The sequence below is a fragment of the Virgibacillus sp. Bac330 genome (genome assembly GCF_003667845.1).
GTDB lineage: Bacteria > Bacillota > Bacilli > Bacillales > Amphibacillaceae > Virgibacillus > Virgibacillus chiguensis.
Genome location: NZ_CP033048.1, coordinates 179,308 through 197,786, shown reverse-complemented (window position 1 = coordinate 197,786; position 18,479 = coordinate 179,308). Strand labels below are relative to the sequence as shown.

Here is an 18,479-nt window from a genome sequence, read left to right as displayed (position 1 = left end):
AAAATAAGCAAAAAAGCGGAAAGAACTCAAGGGGTTCTTATACCCCAAAACATATTTAACTATTGAAAGCTTCAATCTTAAAGTCCCCTTACATCTTTTACTATGAAAACACACGAAAGACTTCCAAAAGTTCGAAGTAAAATTAATTATTGGGAACTTTCACTATTGCTATACTCCTTGTTTCGTGTTTAAATTACTATTAAACATAAAATGAGGTGATGATGTGGCAAACAAGGTTTCTATCGGTCTATTAGGGTTAGGTGTCGTTGGTTCAGGAATTATGAAGCTTATTGAAAATCAGCAAGAAGAGCTCGTTCACCAATTAGGCTGTTCCGTTGAAATTAAAAGTGTATTAGTGCGCAATCTTCATAAAGTTCGTAGCGTTAGTGTGCAGCAAACGTTTCTCACTACCGACCCAGCAGACGTTCTCGAAGATCCAGAAATAGACGTGATCGTCGAAGTTATGGGAGGTATTGAAGAAGCTTATCAATATACACTGGAGGCATTTAAAGCTAAAAAACATGTCGTTACTGCCAATAAAGATTTAATTGCTTTACATGGAACAGAATTGGAAGAAACGGCTCGAGAGCATAAATGCGATTATTATTACGAAGCTAGCGTAGCAGGTGGTATACCTATTTTACGAGGGATAACGGACGGTTTAGCTGCAGATAAAATTGAAAAAGTGATGGGGATTGTGAATGGAACTACAAATTACATTTTAACAAAAATGACAAACGAAGGAATGACGTACGAAGCAGCCTTAAAAGAAGCGCAAGATTTAGGCTTTGCAGAATCTGACCCAACAGCAGATGTTGAGGGATTAGATGCGGCTAGAAAAATGGCGATTTTGGGGAGACTCGCTTTTTCTACAGATGTTGCTTTATCCGAAGTAGAAGTAAACGGTATTAAAAATTTAGAATTAGCAGATTTAGAATATGGAAGAAAATTCGGCTATACCATGAAATTAATTGGTTCTGCCGAATGTGAAGACGGACAAATGGAAGTGAGTGTGCAACCTACCTTACTATCCAATGATCATCCCTTAGCAGCTGTAAAAAATGAATACAACGCTGTTTATGTATATGGTAAAGCGGTTGGTGAAACAATGTTTTACGGCCCTGGTGCGGGAAGCTTGCCGACAGCGACCGCTATCGTCTCGGATCTTATTACCGTAATAAAGAATATGCGATTAGGCGTAAATGGTAATTCTTCTTTAAAACCAAGAATTTCTGCGACATTGCGCAGCAGTGAACAACGTTCTGGGCAATTTTATTTACGTATTCATGTCAAAGATCAAATTGGAGCATTCTCAGAAATCTCCACATTATTTAATGACTTACATGTAAGCTTCAAACGTATACTACAAACACCAATGAAGCAACAAGATTTAGCAGAAATCATTTTGATTACACATCAAACATCTTTAGCAACTTTTGAAAATGCATTAGAACAACTTTATGAGCTAGATGTCGTCCAGCAAATTAAAAGCTACTATAAAGTGGAAGGAGATGCACCAGATGAAGTGGCCGGGACTACTAAAGCATTATCATGAGTATTTACCAACAACACATCATACACCTGCACTAACGTTACATGAAGGGAACACCCCGCTTATTCCATTAACAAACTTATCACAAAAATTAGGCATAGAATTGTATGGAAAAATAGAAGGTGCTAACCCAACTGGATCTTTCAAAGATCGAGGAATGGTAATGGCTGTCGCAAAAGCAATCGAAGAAGGTAGTAAATCTATTATTTGCGCCTCAACTGGAAACACTTCGGCTTCTGCTGCAGCCTATGCTGCAAAAGCTGGCATCAAAGCAATTATTGTTATACCTAAAGGAAAAGTCGCACTCGGTAAACTAGCACAAGCGATCATGTACGGAGCAGAGATTGTCGAAATAGATGGTAATTTTGATGAGGCATTAACGATGGTACGTCATTTAAGTGAAACCCAGCCCATTACCTTAGTTAATTCGGTGAATCCTTACCGGATAGAAGGACAGAAAACAGCTGCTTTTGAAGTTTGTGATGCCTTAGGAAGTGCTCCTGATGTGCTTGCTATCCCTGTAGGTAATGCAGGAAATATTAGCGCTTATTGGAAAGGCTTTAAAGAATACGACGCTTTTAAGCAAACAGGTCTTCCAAAAATGTTCGGATTCGAAGCGGAAGGAGCTGCAGCCATCGTTCAAAATCAAGTCATTGAACAACCAGAGACGATCGCAACAGCAATTCGGATTGGAAACCCTGCTAGTTGGAAATTAGCTGAAGCTGCTAGAGATGAGTCGGGAGGAATGATAAAAGCTGTTAGTGACGATGAAATTATCCATGCATTTAAAACATTAGCGCAAACGGAAGGAATTTTTGCTGAACCAGGCTCTAATGCGTCCATTGCTGGCGTTATTCGCGAAACAAACAACGGAACAATTAAACAAGGAAGTAAAGTGGTAGCGGTGTTAACAGGAAACGGGTTAAAAGATCCACAAACAGCAATCGATCAATTAAACATCGATCCTGTATCATTGCCAAATGATGAACAGGCAGTAATAGACTATATAACGAAACAGGTTAACGTATGAACAACTTTACCATTTCTGTACCAGCCAGTTCCGCAAATATCGGACCTGGCTTTGACTCATTAGGACTAGCACTGGATCTATATCTTACATTAACTGTTTCTGAAAATGATGCATGGAAAATCTACCAACAGTCTCTGTTACTCCCAGCTTGCAACAATTATACAGATCATTTTATTTATCAAATAGCGCAACATACGGCTACACAATACGGAAAAGAACTACCTACTTGTTGTTTAACCATCGATAGTTCCATTCCATTAGCTCGTGGCTTGGGAAGTAGCGCATCAGCAATTATTGCTGGCATTGAATTAGCCAACCAATGTTGTCAGCTTCACCTTTCAAAAGAGGAAAAACTACAGTTAGCTACAGAGCAAGAAGGCCATCCCGATAACGTAGGTGCGGCTCTTTTTGGTGGACTTGTCATAACGAATTATAATGGTGATACTTCTGTTGATATATGTAGAATAGATCAATTAAACATAGATATGATCATTTTTATTCCACAAGATGAATTAAAAACCGAAGCTGCAAGAAATGTGTTACCGGATACGTACTCACGAGCTCATGCTGCACAAGCAAGCAGTATTGGGAATGTCTTTATTGCAGCATTAATGAACGAAGACTATCCAATGGCAGGAAAGATGATGGAAAAGGATATCTTTCATGAACCTTATCGCGCTGAATTAATTCCAAACTATGCGCCTATCAAACAGAAAGCGAACGAGCTTGGTGCATATGGTACGGTGATTAGTGGTGCTGGGCCAACGATGATCTCCTTTTTCCCTAAAGGAACTGGCACCCAGAACAAGCAAAAGTTACAAGCAGCATTTCCTAGCTACAACATCCAGCAAAGAAAAATGGATTCTACAGGTTTACGAGTAGAAAAGAAGTAGGCTTAGAGCTCCCATCTACATCGATGGGTTTTTCCAACTCCTTCAAGATAAATAGAGGCTCATACCATATGAACCTTACTCCTTTTCTATCGTGTACGTGGATGAAATAGGGACATCATGCAAACAGCTATTAAAAAACGTAGCATATCTCCAAAACGATAAGATGATATGCTACGTTTTAAATCTCATTTTTTATAAAATGGAAAACACCCCGAATAAAAATAGACTAAATTCCTGTAAGAAACAGTACAAACGGAAGCACTCACACGAAAGTAATTTTTGCTTTTCGAAGATTTGAACGCCTTGAACGCAGAAAACGATGTATGTTATCGTAAAGGCGTTTTGCATATTCGGTAAATATTATAAACTTCAGCGAATAAATGATGAACTTCAAACAGCTTTCCTGTAAACTTCAGCGACTTTTCTACAAATTCGAGCACATTTCCTGTGAACTTCTACTTAATCGCTCATTAAAGCAGCTAATAAAGCTTTTTGAGCATGTAATCGATTTTCTGCTTGCTGAAAAACAACGGATTGTAAACCATCCATCACTTCAGCAGTCACTTCTTCCCCTCGATGGGCTGGTAAACAATGCATAAAGTTGCCCTCATCTTTTGCTAGTTGCATTAATTCTCTATTTACCTGGAAATCAGCAAACGCTACTTCTCTCTTAGCTTGCTCTGCTTCTTGCCCCATACTCGCCCAAACATCTGTATAGATAATATCCGCTTGCTGTACAGCTTCTCGAGCGTCATCCGTAATTAGGAGGCTCGCATCAGACTGATCAGCTCGTTTACTAGCTTCGGTTACAATCTCCTCATCTGGTTGATAGCCTTTCGGAGATGCTATCGCAACATCCATTCCTAACATGCTCCCGCCAAGCATTAACGAATGTGCCATATTATTGCCGTCACCTATATAGGCTATTTTCACGCCTTGAAGCTGACCTTTTATTTCTTTTATCGTTAACAAATCGGCTAAAACCTGACAAGGATGATATACATCTGTTAGCCCATTAATTACAGGTATACTAGCTTTATTCGCTAATTCTTCTACATCTGTTTGCGAAAAAGTGCGAATCATAATTCCGTCTAAATATCCTGACAATACTTGCGCTGTGTCTGCAATTGTTTCCCCACGCCCAATTTGTAAATCATTGGAACTTAAAAAAATTCCGTTCCCACCTAGTTGATACATTCCGACCTCGAAGGACACTCTCGTTCTTGTTGAAGATTTTTCAAAAATCATCCCTAACGTCTTACCTTGTAGCAATGGATCTGGCTTACCAATTTTATGGTTTGCTTTCAATCTTTGCGCAAAATCAATTAACTCTTCTATTTCCTCACGGGTATAATCAGCCAAAGTTAAAAAGTCTCTCCCTTTTAAACCTTTTAACGTTTCTTTCACTCCAATTACCATCCTATCGCCGCCTTTTTTAATTGTTTATGAATTATTATGCACTATTAATAATAAATATACAATAGAAGCATGCAAAATTGTTTGTAATTTATAAATAAAACATCTTTTTATGGAGGGATGATGTGAAAGAAAATGGTCATATAGGATATAAGTAAGCTCCATACACGCAAAAGGTGAACGGAGCTTTTCACTATAAAAGGATATAAATTTCCAGGAAATACGACAGCTATTGAATAAAAGATGAATAGCAAGCAATTGTCTTCATCAAGCTTACACTTATTTTTTCTGTATTTGCACGATACACACTTTCAAGTAATTACTTTGGATAAACTGTTTATTTGTTTGAAAATCAGCTGGCATTTGATACTGTTCCAGAATATTATAATTCACGTGCATTTTATGACACGCTTGCTTGATGAAACCTTTAAACTTCTTCATACCAAAACTAGCATTATTGGTAGATGCAACAATGACACCATGATTACTTGTAATGGAAATGGCATCTTGAAGCAAGGTAGGATAATCCTTTGCTGTACGGAATGTTCGTTTTTTAGATCGTGCAAAACTAGGAGGATCAAGGATGACTAAATCATATTGCAATTGCTTTCTGCGCGCATACTTAAAATAATCAAACACGTCCATGACCACAATTTCATGTTGCTCAAAATCAATCTCATTTACACTAAACTGTTCTACGGTCTTTGGCTTACTCCGTTTTGCGAGGTCCACGCTTGTCGTTTTCTCAGCTCCACCTAACGCAGCAGCGATGGAAAACGCACCCGTATAAGAAAATGTATTTAAAACACGCTTGCCTTCAGCATATGTATCACGTATTGCCTTACGAACATCACGTTGGTCTAGGAAAATACCTGTCATAGCACCATCGTTTAAATAAACAGCATATTGCATGCCATTTTCTTTCACAATAATTGGAAATTCCCCGCGCTCTCCTTTTATAAAATCATCGTCTTCCACGTACTCACCATGTTTACGAAATCGCTTTTTCTCATAAATGGCATCATAATCGCCTAATGTATCTAAAACGTCGATGACAAACTGTTTATATGCATATATCCCCTCACTATACCAGTTAATTAAGTAATAACCCGCATAATAATCAATCGTTAAACCACCTATACCGTCTCCTTCGCCATTAAATACGCGAAACGCATTTGTGTCCGGGGATTGAAAAAAGCCTTGGCGTTTATTCATCGCCGCTAACATCTTAGACTGAAATAACGCTGCAAGATCCAATGGACCCTGACGGTGCGTCAATACCCAGCCTACTCCTTTATTTTGAACACCAATATATCCATTAGCGATAAATCGATTTTTCATATCCAATAGCCGAACCACGGAGCCCTCTTCTGGCAACTCCTGCTCCTTTACAGCTTCTTTATGGATAAGCGGATACCCTTCTCGCATTTGTTTGCTATAATCATCGTTTATATGTAATGTTACTTCTTTAGCCATTTTTTCATTCCTAACCTACGTTTTTTCTTTATTATGGCATGCCAATAAAGAAATGAAAAGCTCTTTAACCCGATTGTATGTGTCAAATCTTATGGCAAGAGCCTTTATAATGTACTTAATTTCACAATCAATTGTTCCATGTAATGAATGATTTCTTTCATATGTAAAACTTTTATGAACAGCCTAATAATTGTGTGACAATTGACTTATTTTATCAAATTCATGGATGAAGCAGTAGCCTGTTCCGATTCGATAAATAAATTAACCGCTTTCATTGTTGTTTCTCCGTGTTCTAATAACAATGCTTGGTATTTCGAAATAAGATCCTCTAGGAAGTCATTCATTTCTTCTAATTTTCTTGCCATACCAAGTGTATTGTTGGCTAATTGCGTACTTATCCTATTCACATGCAATTGATTGCTCGTTGTTTCTACATTTGTAATCGCTTTTTGAATTGGAATATGGGTTACCTTAATTTCGTCACTCATTAATTCAATAACTCCCTTCGTTGTTTCCCATATAAATCATCTAAAATATGACTTTGAGTTGACAAATCCATACGGATATCAATAATGGATTGTTTCGTTTCTTTAATTTTATCATTTAATTGCTCCAACGTTTGGGTTAATTGATAATCATATAAATCAATATAACTTCTAAACAGCGTAAGTTCTTTCCACTGCTCATATTGATCTGCTAAGTGACCCGCCCATATATTTTCAGTTAAATCTGGCTTTGTACACTGTGTTTTATACTGTTTGAGTTTTTCCTGGTTCTCCTGTAAATTTGCTTGTGCTAATACAAGTCGTTCTAGATCTCTTCTTTTTTCATCTAATTGAAGATGAAGCATATATAGTGAATTTTGTGTTCGGGTAATTTGTCCATTAATCCAATGCAATGATTCCATTTCCTCACCTCGGACTTCTGTCTTCCAGCTATATGTTGTCTTTCATCCACTTACTTCTATTATATAGTATTGAAAACTTTGTTTTAAGAGGAACTTTTGCCTATATTTGTTTACAAAAATATTCTTCCCAAGTAGGTAGGAAGTAGCAATGCAACGGACAAATGGCAATGTTTTAAAGACAATACGCTTGCAATGTTGACTTCTTTCATATTTGCTGTACATTTCAATAAAATAAAAACGACGGTTATCGCAAAAGTCTTGATGACGATAGAACGCCGTCGTTTTTATTATACTACAAAAAAATTTATACTTTTTTTAAAAACACAAGCAAAAAGTCCCCTTATCTAGATACACTGTAAATGTCAATTTCTCCGATTACAGCATTTCCTTAGAGACTTATCTACTATCCGATTGTTATTGATTAATATATGTGATGTTGCCATCCGGCTTCAATTCTATATCCTCACTAGCACGAATCAACAAGATTCTTTCACCGTCACGAAACGCCCCATCTGACAAGTTGCTTTCTTCGCTAAACTGTTTAAATGGGAGCTCCGATTGTATCGTATAAAAGTTTTTTTCTATGCTTTTTGGCTCCCTTATCGTCAGTTGCGAGTCTTTAAATGTAACGATTGGAAATACATCTTCTTCTATAAATTGCATCACATTGATACCATTAATAAAGTGTGGAGACTGAAAATAACGGATGTCAATTTTATTTTGCAAATCCCCTGTTCTTTCCACATACACATCCATGCCACCATCAGGCGATACTATATGCAATGGTTGATTAGAAGATACAGAAAACTCCCATTGTTTTTGCTGATAGGAGGAATCTACATCTTGCCAATGGCGGTCACCTGCAAAATAATTATTCAAAACGATATCCGTTTTCTTCGCATCGCTTTTAACAACTTCATTATATGGAATAAGAAATGATACCCCAGCAGCAATCACTAGTAGGCTGACATACCCTAGAAAAATAAACTTTACATATTGATGGTAATGACGAAAACGATGTTTAGAGAGTTTGAGAACACCAAAAACAATGGCAACAAACAGAAGCAAAATTAACAGAGGCAAATACGCTAAAACCCCCATTATTTCAATTCCTCCTTCCTATTAGATAGAACAATGGCTAAACCAAATAAACCAGTAATTGTAACTAGCACTTTTATTATAAATAACAGGATAGAAGTTTCTTGAAGATAAAAATCATACATTGTTGCATATAAGCCTATATAGCCGAGTCCAAAGTTCAAACCAACGAGCATAACTGGAATGACAATTGCTATAAAACGATTCCATTGTAGAATAATTCCGTATACATACCCAATCGCACAAGCGAACAATATATATAAAATCATAGCTAGGACACCAGCAATCAGCTCAGAACTTTCTAACGTACTTATTTGTATAATCTGTTCATCACGCAACATATAGTGCATAACGACATTTACATACTTGGTTAACAATGCCGTTATCCCACCTACAATGCTTACCGTAGTCAATAACATAATATTTGCTAAATGATTGCTAAGACGATTCGTTACAAACATAAAATTTTCTACCCAATATCCCTTTGTCGTAAGCAATGTAGCGCTGATCCCTCCCCATATAACGGTGAAGAAGAAGGCGACATCCGCAGAATAGTGATGCATGTTTAAAGTAAAAACATCCGTAGTTTCCCCCGTGTAAAGTGTACCTTCTATAGAAATTAGTATTGCAATAAGCTGCAATACCATTAAAGACATATACATACCAATATAGCTTTTTTGTTTATATTGGTACTGCTTCCAAACAATGGATGACAGCGAAATATTATTGAAAGACATCATCAATCGCTCCTTTTCCTGCACGCGTTAGGTAAACACAAAAATCACTTGCGGATACAGGAGTTACTTGAATACCGAGCTGTTTTGCTTTTTCCATATCCACTTGATTCGCTTTTATCACCGCATACGTTGTATCCATACCAATACTTTCTCGATAAAAGACCGTTTTGGCTTGTGTATATGTATAAACCATCTCCGTTCCCCCCGTTAGACCTACAGCTTCATGTTTTACATCATCCATAGGAAGATAGAGTTGCTTTTTCCCTCTATCCAGTAGCAATACAGATTCTAATAACTCTTCTACTTCTTCTAAATGATGACTAGATAGTAAAATCGTACGCGGTACTTGCAAATAATCTTTTAGTAAAGCTCGGTAAAAATCATTGCGCACTGCCTGATCCATTCCTGTAGTTGGCTCATCAAATATTGTGATCGGACAGCGGGAAGACAGTCCAATAATTGCATTAAATGTATTTCTTTTACCTGTTGAAAGCTGTGTATATAAGTCATTGCCCCGAAACCCGAAGTATTCAACTAACCGTCTAGCTAGATCATTATTCCACCGCGGATAAAAACGACCTGCTTCTGTTAGTAACACCGATAAAGAAAGCGAGTTCGGCAATACCATTTCATTGCTAATGTAAATCGTATTTGTTGATACATATAAACTATTAAACGGATTTTCTCCTAACACATGGACATTTCCAGCTGATGCCCTCCATAATCCAGCTAAAATTTTAAGCAATGTCGTTTTTCCTGCTCCATTTCGACCGACAACGCCTACGATCGTATTTTCAGGAATGGAAAAAGACACTTCTTTTAACGTAGTCAATTGTTTCTGCTTTTTTGTCAACCCTTCACAGATAATCGCTTCCATTATTTTCTCCCCTTCCGCTTCGCTATGGTTGCTTGAAGTAGCTGCATAAGCTCCTGCTCATCCACCTTTAACTGTTCAGCTTCGACCACTACATCTTCCAATAATTGTTTTAATGTTTGGTTTTTCCGCTTATCCATGATGATTTCTTTTGCTTCTGGGGTTACAAATTTCCCTAGCCCTCGTTTACTGTATAAAATATTTTCTTCTGCCAGGAGTGTTAATCCTTTTGCAGCCGTTGCCGGATTAATTGTAAACATATCAGCAAGCGTATATTGCGAATACACTTTATCATGTGGCAAAAAGTTTCCATTCAATATTTCTGCTTCTATCCACTCGGCAATTTGAATATAAATCGGTTTCATCCCACTCGTATCTAACAGCAAATTTGCAACCCCCCTTCCGTCATGTACACGAGTGCATTAGTCTTGTAATGTAGTATATAATATATAAACATAATTAGCAAGTTGAAGGTGGAAATGTAGACCATTTGAGAGGAGTACCAAAAGGGAAAGATGTTGCTAGATCATAGTCCAGTTTGTAAAAAATGCTATAAAGAATTAAAAAAATCAGAAGTGTTCTCTTGATCTTGCTTTGCTCTTAAACTTATTATCATGCAAGTTTTTCTCTTTAAATTTTTTGTCGAACGATTTTTTTCATAATTTAAAGGTCAAATTTACATTTAAAAAGAAAAGAATTAATTATTCAAATAAAAACTAGAGGGTCGTTTTATGAACAATAAATTGTATATTTTTTTACTTATCATTTTTTATTTATTTCTTACTGGTTGTACAGATCAAAAAGATTTACAAGATACTAAATCGACTTCTAAATTAACTCTTAAACAGGCAATAGAATTAGCATATTCAGATGCAGTACTTTGGAACAAACAAGCTAAGTTAATCGATGCAACTAGTATTGATAACGATGATAAACAAACTGGAGGTGATGGAAGACGTAGATATTGGAATATAACATTTGGGATACCTAACACAAATGATCTTTATCTAGTAAACATACATGATGGGAAAATCAATGAACATGTAGCTTTTCCAAATGAAGGAGAAGAACTTAGACCAAAAGCATATTTCATTACCAATTTGTCAGAAATCAAATATGACACACCTGAATTACTTAAAAAAGCGAAATCACTAACAAATTTATATCCGGGAGACGTATTTGCAAAAGGTTATAATTTTGGAATTACAAAAGATCCTAAAAAAAACATAATTCTTGTAAAAATTATTGGATGGGATAAAGAAAGAAAAAAAATGAAATATTTACTTTTCAATGGAGAAACAGGAGAGTTGCACAATGAATTTGAAAAGAATCAATACAAAGGAGAGGAAAAGCATTGATGAAAAAGGTTTTTTCATTAATATTTTTATTCACTCCATAAACACAAGCTGCTACTCGCGTCTATCAAAAAGTCGCCTAATTGCTGGACGATGGGGCTGCACGTAGCTGTTCTGTTTTTCGTTATACTAAAAAACATCTAATATGCTTTCTTGTCTCGGAACAGAAGAGTTTCGGTACTCGTACACAAGCTATTTTTCATTTATTGCAAGTGGAAGTCGGACAATTGAGATGACAAAATCCATCCTTAGTCCGAAGGCGATTCATCCCCCAACAGTTCCTGATACTATGACTTAACCTATCGCTATACCATCACGCCAGATGGGAAATTACAAGTCGCCATTGCTGGCATTGCTTCTGGACGCAAAGAAAATGCATCACCCATGTTGCAAAGAATTGGAGTAAAGATGCCTATTCATCAACAATACGACAACGTGTCTTGGCGCGGCTTAGGCCCACACGAGAACTACGTTGATTCCTGCCAATCCGTTTACCATGGCGTATTCCATGCACATGTAGATGAGTTATTTCAAGAAAATGGAAATCATATGAATTGCGATTGGATTGGCTTGGCAAAGCAGAATAAAGGCATACTCATCCACACAGAAAATCCGCTAAACTTTAGTGTTTCCAAGTATGAAGACCGGGATTTGGAGATGGCAAAGCATACGATTGATTCAGTGGAACGCGATTATCTCATCCTTCACTTGGATAAACAACAGAACGGATTAGGAAGTAATTCCTGTGGGCAAAATCTACTGGATAAATATCGTTGTAATTTGAAGATTTTTCATTTTAATTTTCCACTTACTCTGAAAGATTTAACTACGCGAAGCCTTGTAGATTGGGGAAGATGCCAAAGCTAAAGGAACAATTCTTTTAAAATAAACCGCATGAGCTCACTCAAAAACAAAAACGGGAAGAGCTTTCATGCGGTTTGTCTATTTCTTAGCTTTAACAGAAAGCCATTGCTAATTGTTTTGCTTATTCATGCTGCGAAACTCTCTACGCAGTACATCATCTCCAAATCTTTCTGGTGTAAGCCATCATTTCGCTGATACGGAATCAACTTTGCTATAGTGCTTTGAAAAAGGGAATTCAACCATTCTTTATCCAAAATCGTCTTGTTTCCAAACCGTTTTCATCTCGATGTGATTCAGCTTTTACGCCACCATTATGCATAATGACCTTTGTAGAGCCAACATTCGTTGCCGCACATGTAACTAAAATATCTCCTAATTCCAATTGCTTACATTTAGCTAAAGCTTCCTCTAGTATTCTCGCGCCATACCCTTTTCTACGTTGTGATGGTCGCACGCTGTAACCGATATGTCCGCCCTCCCTCCAGAGGAAGTCATTCAGCTCATGGCGGATACTAACCATCGCTACGATTTTTTGTCCCCCGTTAACTAAGAAGTAATTAGAGTTGGGAACCCAATGCTCACTTCCTTTTTGCTTTAACCTTAATGCTTTCAAATAAACACTGTAATCTGTATACCCATCTAAACTGAAACTGTTTGGGATCATTTTTGATGACCCCCACTCTTTGCAATAAGCCTGATGTTCAGACTCCCATTTTAAACTCGGTGTAACTAATTGCATGACTTCCCTCCTCGTCAACATTTCATTTGCGCTGGATCATCCTAGAATTTATATGTTCCCACAGTACATAAAACAAATAGTAATTGCTTTAATTTTTTTGCTACTCTTTCATTGGTATACAACAGTGTGGTTTCATATAAAACAGATATATTAGTTCGTAATTATAAACGATATCTCTATAAAAAGATATACATTTTTTACTTTGCTCATTTTTATGGATACAGAGTTATTTTCCTAACTTTGTGAGGTATTTCAAAGGTTTTGCATTTTCATTTTTATAATCATTCCTTTCGCTTTGCTCAAGGCACAACAACGCATGAAAATGGAGCGTTATGCCTTTCATCTTTCGTTTTAAAGTAGTAATCTATTTTTGAAGAAGCCTATATACACTACAAATCACGGGGAGGTAAGTAAGTGCATGGTTTCACTACATGACCTCGCATTTTTATATGTGTAGCTTGGCTTTTCAAGAACAACTAACTGTGACATAGAGCACGTAAACTTATCTTTGCATAAGCGTCTCGTTTATAGAGAGCCTTGCAGTCCATGTATAGTTCTTCTTCAATCAAATGGATAGGAGGTACCCTGCATGCTAAAAATCGTTTATCCAAATTGCTGTGGAATTGACGTTCACAAGACCTTTGTTGTTGCTGTCATCGCAATTACGGATAATCAAGGAATTACTCAATACCATCGCCGTCGGTTTTCCACTTTCACCAATCAATTGAAAGAGCTCAGAAAATGGCTGGATTACTATTCCTGTTTTCACGTTTGTATGGAATCTACCGGAAAATACTGGATCCCTGTCTACAATATCCTCGAATCAGACCATGACATTTGTTTGGCCCACCCCAAATATGTCAAGGCGATTCGTGGAAAAAAAACAGACAAAAAGGACGCCCAATGGATTGCCGATTTATACAAACACGATTTAGTTGCTGGAAGTTTTATCCCGCCAGCGAAAATACGTCAACTACGTGATCTGTTTCGTTATTATAATAAGCTAACATCTATTCAAACGAGTGAAAAGAATCGGTTTCAAAATTCGTTGACTTGGTCAAATATCCAAATTGCTAGTGTTGTTTCCGATGTCTTCGGAAAAAGCGCTCAAAAGATTATCCAGAGCGTCCTAGATGACCCAAGTCAGATGCCAGATATCGAGACCCTTGTTCACAAAAGTATGATCCAAAAAGTTGATCGTTTAAAACTTTCTATAGAAGGTGAAATTAGTGACGAACAAGCTGAGAAAATCCGTGTAATCAAAGCCCATTTTGACGCCATTGTTCTTTGTAAAAATGATCTAGAACAGCTTATTACAGAACTGGCGCAAGAATATCAACCCCAAATCAAATTGATTCAAACAGTTCCCGGATTTAAAAAGGAATTAACATCTATCCGACTGATTTCAGAAATTGGCGTTGATATGTCAAAGTTTCCTACATCAGGTCACCTTTGTTCCTGGGCAGGTGTAGTGCCAGCAAATAATGAAAGTGCCGGAAAGAAACACTCCACTAAAATTTCTAAGGGTGGGCGCTACCTTAAACCACTTTTGGTGCAAGTAGCCAATGCGGTTGTTCGTTCAAAAAAACATCCGGAAATCCGAAATAAATATCTTCAATTAAAGAAGCGCAGAAGGCACAAAAAAGCAATTATTGCGATTGCCCACCGTTTGCTAGTGGCAATTTATCATGTCCTTTCCAATAAAGAGCCTTATAATCCGGATTTATATCATGTGACTAACTATATTCCTCCAGATAAGGAGCTTTCTATTGAGGAGGCCATACAATTTGCGAAAAGTCACGGTTTTAAGATAGCATAAATTTTTTAACAAATTTTTTGGTACCTTTATTTCGTGATGTCTTTTTTAGGAACTCCAAGGTGAACTCCTACAACTAATGATTTTCAAACTTAACTCCATCCACCCCTTTACTATTTATTCACGCTACTTGACTTTTTCTTCTGTTCGAATTATGCTCACTGCAATGCATGTGAAGAAAACTCGGCTTACATCTGATAGGGAAACTGCTGACCAATTTGTGTTTTCCTATCGCATATCTTCCCTTCCATACATGGGAAATTATAAGCCTTTGAATTGCTCGTAACCTAAAAGCATGACCTAAAAATCCCAAACGTTGACGTAACGTTATCTGCTTCTTTATTTTCTTACACGCTTATTTTTTGAAGAATCATTTACCGCCATATTATTCAGATAAACAGACGAGAGGTTGTTTTCATGAAAATATTTGTTGATGCCGACGCTTGCCCAGTTAAAGAGTCTATTATAAAGTTAGCTCAAGCATATCGCATCCCAGTTACACTCGTGCAAAGTTTTTCCCATTATTCTAGTAAAACAAATCCAGAAGGGGTCGAAACCATCTATGTAGATTCAGGGGCTGATGCCGCGGATTACCGTATTATGCAACTCGTAAGTCGTGGAGATATTATTGTTACACAAGATTATGGACTCGCTTCATTAGGACTTGCTAAAGGATGCCATGTGATGCACCATAAAGGATTTCTATACACAAATGAAAATATAGATTCGCTTTTACAGACACGTTACTTAAATGCGATGGCAAGGAAAAGCGGAAAACGAACGAAAGGGCCAAAAGCTTTTTCTGAGGAAGATCGGCAATTGTTCGAAACTCGTTTTCGTTCCTTACTTATAGAAAAACTCGACTAATCGTTACATCTTCCGTTCAAAACGATTATATTCTGCTTATTAGTCACGAAGTATTTTTCCACCAATAAAAATTGGGCATTTAAGTGCTTTAAGGCCACTTAGACTCGTCATATAGATTTTCTAGTGTTTGAAATGGTAGTCTTACAGCAATAGCTACGTGTACTTTGTATGAAAAACCTGGGTGTAAGAATTTCTTTCATCAAGCAATCTATTTGTATGATAGATAATGAATTGCTCCATAAGTCTCTTTCAAATTTTTCTATAAGTTAAAATAAGAAAAAACTGTCAATCCATAAGAAATCAACAGTTTTTTCTTTACTTATTTATTTCGACTTGTATATCTTAGCTTCCGGTTCTCTCTACGAAATGGTGCCGACTCATACAAAATCTTCTCTTCTTCCGTTTCTGGATATACTTGCGGCACTGGTACTGGCTTGCCTTCCTCATTTACTGCAACCATAGTGAGAAATGACTCTGTCGTTAGCCGTTCGTTTTGATTAATTAAATCACGCGCTGTTACTTTAACGTAAATTTCCATCGAACTTCTTCCTGTATAACTAACAAAAGCTTCAATCGTTAAAGCATCTCCAGCTTTAGCTGGCGATAAAAAATCTACCGAATCAATCGATGCGGTTACTACTGTACTTTTAGCATGCTGCATAGCACATAACGCACCAATTTCATCAATATATGCTAGGATTCTACCACCAAATATCGTATTTAAATGATTTGTATCTGGCGGTAAAACCAGTCTTGTTTGAACCGTTCTCGAGGCACTCATTGGTAGTTTTTCCATCTGTTTTTCCCCCTTACAAGAAACTTATTCCCTATGCATTAACTTGTTGCGCTTACATAAACGGCTCGTAAACTATCATCTTAGCTCATTTTCTTAAGTAGCATGTAAGGAATTATTTTTACATCATTCCATTCATAATGACAGACTCTCCTATGAAGACACAACTTTATTAGTATAACATATAATTGCAGCGCTAGTTTTATCCAGTATCTAAGCTTCTAGAACAATCCCTGTTCAAGAGTCGCCCGTCATTTAGATCTAATTGGAAAAGAAGCACAATAGAAAAAGTGAAATACCAACGGAATAAACGATCCATGAAGAAGCCCTTGCACAAGATTATAATCTGCTTTTTTGTTAAGATTTATTTAGAAAATATGGTTTCACACTTTAATTTTTTACTTCATAAAAAGTTTTATACTTGAGGAGGTTTATAACATGCAAATCATATCGATCGAACCGACCCCCAGTCCATATTCCATGAAAATTAATGTGAATGAACAATTACAAGATGGGGAAACTTTCAATTACACGCTTCAGGATGACTTACAAGATGCACCTGCCTATATACAGCAATTATTTCAAATTAACGGAGTAAAAGGTATTTATAGAGTAGTCGACTTTATCGCTTTAGAACGAAATCCGCGTGTAGCTTGGGAAGACATCTTGCCCAAAGTAAGCGAAGTTCTAGGCTCTGCAGAAGAAAATAATGCCATTTCACCTACAAGTTTCCTAAATACAGATGAAGCTTTTGGAGAAGTTCAAGTATATTTGCAATTATTTCGCTACATCCCCATGCAAGTAAAAGTAACAGATGGAAATACAGAAAAGCGTTTTGGGTTACAAGAGCGATTTATGAACGCCGTAATGGAAGCTTCAACGGCATCTGATAATATGTTGGAAGAGCGCAAATGGATTGAGCAAAATCCCCGCTATGGCGAGATAGAGACTGTGGGAGAAGAAGTCGTTGAAGAAATTACTGCAAGCTATGATGAAAAACGACTACATAATCTCATTCAATATGCAAAAACAAATGATGCGTCATTTATTTCTTCCTATCATAAAAAAGTAACAATGGAGATGTTAGATCACCCCAATTGGAAAGAACGTTATGCTGCACTAGACCGCATGGAACCTTCCAAAGCAGACTTACCTGTTTTAAATAAAGCACTCGCGGATGAAAAAGCATCCGTTCGCAGGTTAGCTACTGCCTATTTAGGTATGATTGAAAATAAAGAAGTGCTTCCATATTTATATAAAGCACTAAAAGATAAGGCTGTTAACGTAAGGCGAACGGCAGGTGATTGCCTATCCGACCTTGGTTTTTCCGAAGCCATACCAGCGATGATCGAGGCACTAGAAGATAAAAGCAGATTAGTTCGCTGGCGTGCTGCGATGTTTTTATATGAGCGAGGCGATGAAACTGCTATAGAAGCTTTGGAAGATGCAGTGAACGACCCTGAATTCGAAGTACGCATGCAAGCAAAAATGGCTTTAGCACGAATTAAAGACGGAGAAGAAGCAAAAGGATCCATTTGGAGTCAAATGACAAAAGCAGTGAAAGAAAAAAATCTAGGCAGGGGTTAACTTATTGCAAAGTTATATGGTTAGAAAAACTTGGTTTGTCGCCAAATTATGTGGCGGATACCTTAGTTTTTGCTTATACTCTAGAAACTTTATACTTTTCTGTAGTGTAAAAAATCCATTTAGCTTAACTTGTGATTTTACCAAGTTAGCTTTCTAAATGCGAGCTACGCTTTATTACTAGTTAGGATTACTTCACTCCCTTAAAATTTTATGTTTTCATGTAGTGTCAAAGAGCTTTTTGTTCATCGGTCGGAGTAAAAATGGAACTACTCCGACCTTTTCATGCACAAGCTTCATTACTTTAAATCTTAATATTCCCAGCTATTCGTGAAGTCTGATAAGCGCCAACTTGAAGGTAGCGAATTAGTCACCTAAAAGGTAAAACAACATAGATAGTTACATTGAATCATCACATATTCTATGTAGTAGCAACATGCCAAAGTGATCATTTTGAACAAAAAGCATTACATATATA

Annotated in this window: 18 protein-coding genes; 8 read left to right on the top strand and 10 right to left on the bottom strand. The window is 37.0% G+C overall.

Annotated elements, in window-relative coordinates; all coding sequences use genetic code 11:
• Window positions 1-223: 223 nt before the first annotated feature.
• From D9780_RS00860 to thrB, 3 genes are read left to right on the top strand one after another with little or no spacing between them, the layout of a single operon-like run.
• Complete coding sequence (locus D9780_RS00860) at window positions 224-1,555, top strand: homoserine dehydrogenase (protein ID WP_121638932.1); 1,332 nt, start codon at window positions 224-226, stop codon at window positions 1,553-1,555.
• Window positions 1,521-2,582, top strand: a complete 1,062-nt coding sequence (thrC, locus tag D9780_RS00855) for a threonine synthase (RefSeq protein WP_073009817.1) — start codon at window positions 1,521-1,523, stop codon at window positions 2,580-2,582. Before D9780_RS00860 ends, thrC begins: the two co-directional genes overlap by 35 nt.
• Window positions 2,579-3,475 (top strand): homoserine kinase, encoded by an 897-nt coding sequence (thrB, locus tag D9780_RS00850; RefSeq protein ID WP_077706259.1) that lies wholly within the window; start codon window positions 2,579-2,581, stop codon window positions 3,473-3,475. Before thrC ends, thrB begins: the two co-directional genes overlap by 4 nt.
• Window positions 3,476-3,934: 459 nt before the next feature.
• Here the strand turns inward: thrB and argF are convergent, their stop codons facing one another.
• From argF to D9780_RS00810, 8 genes are all read right to left on the bottom strand, one after another.
• Window positions 3,935-4,894 (bottom strand): ornithine carbamoyltransferase, encoded by a 960-nt coding sequence (gene argF, locus D9780_RS00845; RefSeq protein WP_121638931.1) that lies wholly within the window; start codon window positions 4,892-4,894, stop codon window positions 3,935-3,937.
• A gap of 276 nt (window positions 4,895-5,170) precedes the next feature.
• Window positions 5,171-6,367, bottom strand: coding sequence for a class I SAM-dependent rRNA methyltransferase (locus D9780_RS00840; protein ID WP_121638930.1), 1,197 nt, complete (start codon window positions 6,365-6,367; stop codon window positions 5,171-5,173).
• A gap of 206 nt (window positions 6,368-6,573) precedes the next feature.
• Window positions 6,574-6,855 carry a DUF5344 family protein gene (locus tag D9780_RS00835; protein WP_121638929.1) on the bottom strand — a complete coding sequence of 94 codons (282 nt, stop codon included), beginning with the start codon at window positions 6,853-6,855 and terminating at the stop codon, window positions 6,574-6,576.
• Window positions 6,855-7,274: a hypothetical protein gene (locus D9780_RS00830; RefSeq protein WP_121638928.1), complete on the bottom strand. Its 420-nt coding sequence runs from the start codon at window positions 7,272-7,274 to the stop codon at window positions 6,855-6,857. The genes D9780_RS00835 and D9780_RS00830 overlap by 1 nt, the downstream gene beginning before the upstream one ends.
• 414 nt (window positions 7,275-7,688) lie before the next feature.
• A complete protein-coding gene (locus D9780_RS00825; RefSeq protein WP_121638927.1) occupies window positions 7,689-8,375 on the bottom strand; it encodes a hypothetical protein in 687 nt (228 codons plus the stop codon).
• Window positions 8,375-9,112 (bottom strand): hypothetical protein, encoded by a 738-nt coding sequence (locus D9780_RS00820; RefSeq protein WP_162985754.1) that lies wholly within the window; start codon window positions 9,110-9,112, stop codon window positions 8,375-8,377. The genes D9780_RS00825 and D9780_RS00820 overlap by 1 nt, the downstream gene beginning before the upstream one ends.
• Entirely contained in the window at window positions 9,096-9,986 is an 891-nt protein-coding gene (locus D9780_RS00815; protein ID WP_121638925.1) for an ATP-binding cassette domain-containing protein, read from the bottom strand. Before D9780_RS00815 ends, D9780_RS00820 begins: the two co-directional genes overlap by 17 nt.
• The gene (locus tag D9780_RS00810) at window positions 9,986-10,369 is read right to left on the bottom strand and encodes a GntR family transcriptional regulator (protein ID WP_116277835.1); all 384 of its coding nucleotides are present in this window, start codon (window positions 10,367-10,369) and stop codon (window positions 9,986-9,988) included. Before D9780_RS00810 ends, D9780_RS00815 begins: the two co-directional genes overlap by 1 nt.
• Before the next feature lie 345 nt (window positions 10,370-10,714).
• Between D9780_RS00810 and D9780_RS00805 the strand changes: the two genes are divergently transcribed.
• Together D9780_RS00805 and D9780_RS00800 are read left to right on the top strand one after the other, a co-directional pair.
• Window positions 10,715-11,341, top strand: coding sequence for a hypothetical protein (locus D9780_RS00805; protein WP_121638924.1), 627 nt, complete (start codon window positions 10,715-10,717; stop codon window positions 11,339-11,341).
• A gap of 309 nt (window positions 11,342-11,650) precedes the next feature.
• Window positions 11,651-12,205 (top strand): beta-galactosidase small subunit-related protein, encoded by a 555-nt coding sequence (locus D9780_RS00800; RefSeq protein WP_121638923.1) that lies wholly within the window; start codon window positions 11,651-11,653, stop codon window positions 12,203-12,205.
• A gap of 232 nt (window positions 12,206-12,437) precedes the next feature.
• Here the strand turns inward: D9780_RS00800 and D9780_RS00795 are convergent, their stop codons facing one another.
• Window positions 12,438-12,941: a GNAT family N-acetyltransferase gene (locus D9780_RS00795; protein ID WP_162985753.1), complete on the bottom strand. Its 504-nt coding sequence runs from the start codon at window positions 12,939-12,941 to the stop codon at window positions 12,438-12,440.
• A 589-nt stretch (window positions 12,942-13,530) separates the two neighbouring features.
• Here D9780_RS00795 and D9780_RS00790 point away from each other — a divergent pair.
• A complete protein-coding gene (locus tag D9780_RS00790) occupies window positions 13,531-14,760 on the top strand; it encodes an IS110 family RNA-guided transposase (RefSeq protein ID WP_121638921.1) in 1,230 nt (409 codons plus the stop codon).
• A 414-nt stretch (window positions 14,761-15,174) separates the two neighbouring features.
• Window positions 15,175-15,624, top strand: a complete 450-nt coding sequence (locus tag D9780_RS00785) for a YaiI/YqxD family protein (protein WP_116277832.1) — start codon at window positions 15,175-15,177, stop codon at window positions 15,622-15,624.
• Window positions 15,625-15,943: 319 nt separating this feature from the next.
• Here D9780_RS00785 and D9780_RS00780 read toward each other — a convergent pair whose 3' ends face one another.
• Window positions 15,944-16,420, bottom strand: coding sequence for an acyl-CoA thioesterase (locus tag D9780_RS00780; protein ID WP_073009779.1), 477 nt, complete (start codon window positions 16,418-16,420; stop codon window positions 15,944-15,946).
• Window positions 16,421-16,855: 435 nt separating this feature from the next.
• Between D9780_RS00780 and D9780_RS00775 the strand changes: the two genes are divergently transcribed.
• On the top strand, window positions 16,856-18,004 hold the full coding sequence (locus D9780_RS00775) for a conserved virulence factor C family protein (RefSeq protein WP_121638920.1): 1,149 nt from the start codon (window positions 16,856-16,858) through the stop codon (window positions 18,002-18,004).
• Window positions 18,005-18,479 lie beyond the last annotated feature (475 nt).

Coding starts and splice junctions, on each gene's coding strand:
- D9780_RS00775 (WP_121638920.1), top strand. CDS start 16,856: ATGCAAATCATATCGATCGAACCGACCCCCAGTCCATATTCCATGAAA.
- thrB (WP_077706259.1), top strand. CDS start 2,579: ATGAACAACTTTACCATTTCTGTACCAGCCAGTTCCGCAAATATCGGA.
- D9780_RS00790 (WP_121638921.1), top strand. CDS start 13,531: ATGCTAAAAATCGTTTATCCAAATTGCTGTGGAATTGACGTTCACAAG.
- D9780_RS00780 (WP_073009779.1), bottom strand. CDS start 16,420: ATGGAAAAACTACCAATGAGTGCCTCGAGAACGGTTCAAACAAGACTG.
- D9780_RS00815 (WP_121638925.1), bottom strand. CDS start 9,986: ATGGAAGCGATTATCTGTGAAGGGTTGACAAAAAAGCAGAAACAATTG.
- argF (WP_121638931.1), bottom strand. CDS start 4,894: ATGGTAATTGGAGTGAAAGAAACGTTAAAAGGTTTAAAAGGGAGAGAC.
- D9780_RS00830 (WP_121638928.1), bottom strand. CDS start 7,274: ATGGAATCATTGCATTGGATTAATGGACAAATTACCCGAACACAAAAT.
- D9780_RS00825 (WP_121638927.1), bottom strand. CDS start 8,375: ATGGGGGTTTTAGCGTATTTGCCTCTGTTAATTTTGCTTCTGTTTGTT.
- D9780_RS00840 (WP_121638930.1), bottom strand. CDS start 6,367: ATGGCTAAAGAAGTAACATTACATATAAACGATGATTATAGCAAACAA.
- thrC (WP_073009817.1), top strand. CDS start 1,521: ATGAAGTGGCCGGGACTACTAAAGCATTATCATGAGTATTTACCAACA.
- D9780_RS00820 (WP_162985754.1), bottom strand. CDS start 9,112: ATGATGTCTTTCAATAATATTTCGCTGTCATCCATTGTTTGGAAGCAG.
- D9780_RS00805 (WP_121638924.1), top strand. CDS start 10,715: ATGAACAATAAATTGTATATTTTTTTACTTATCATTTTTTATTTATTT.
- D9780_RS00795 (WP_162985753.1), bottom strand. CDS start 12,941: ATGCAATTAGTTACACCGAGTTTAAAATGGGAGTCTGAACATCAGGCT.
- D9780_RS00835 (WP_121638929.1), bottom strand. CDS start 6,855: ATGAGTGACGAAATTAAGGTAACCCATATTCCAATTCAAAAAGCGATT.
- D9780_RS00785 (WP_116277832.1), top strand. CDS start 15,175: ATGAAAATATTTGTTGATGCCGACGCTTGCCCAGTTAAAGAGTCTATT.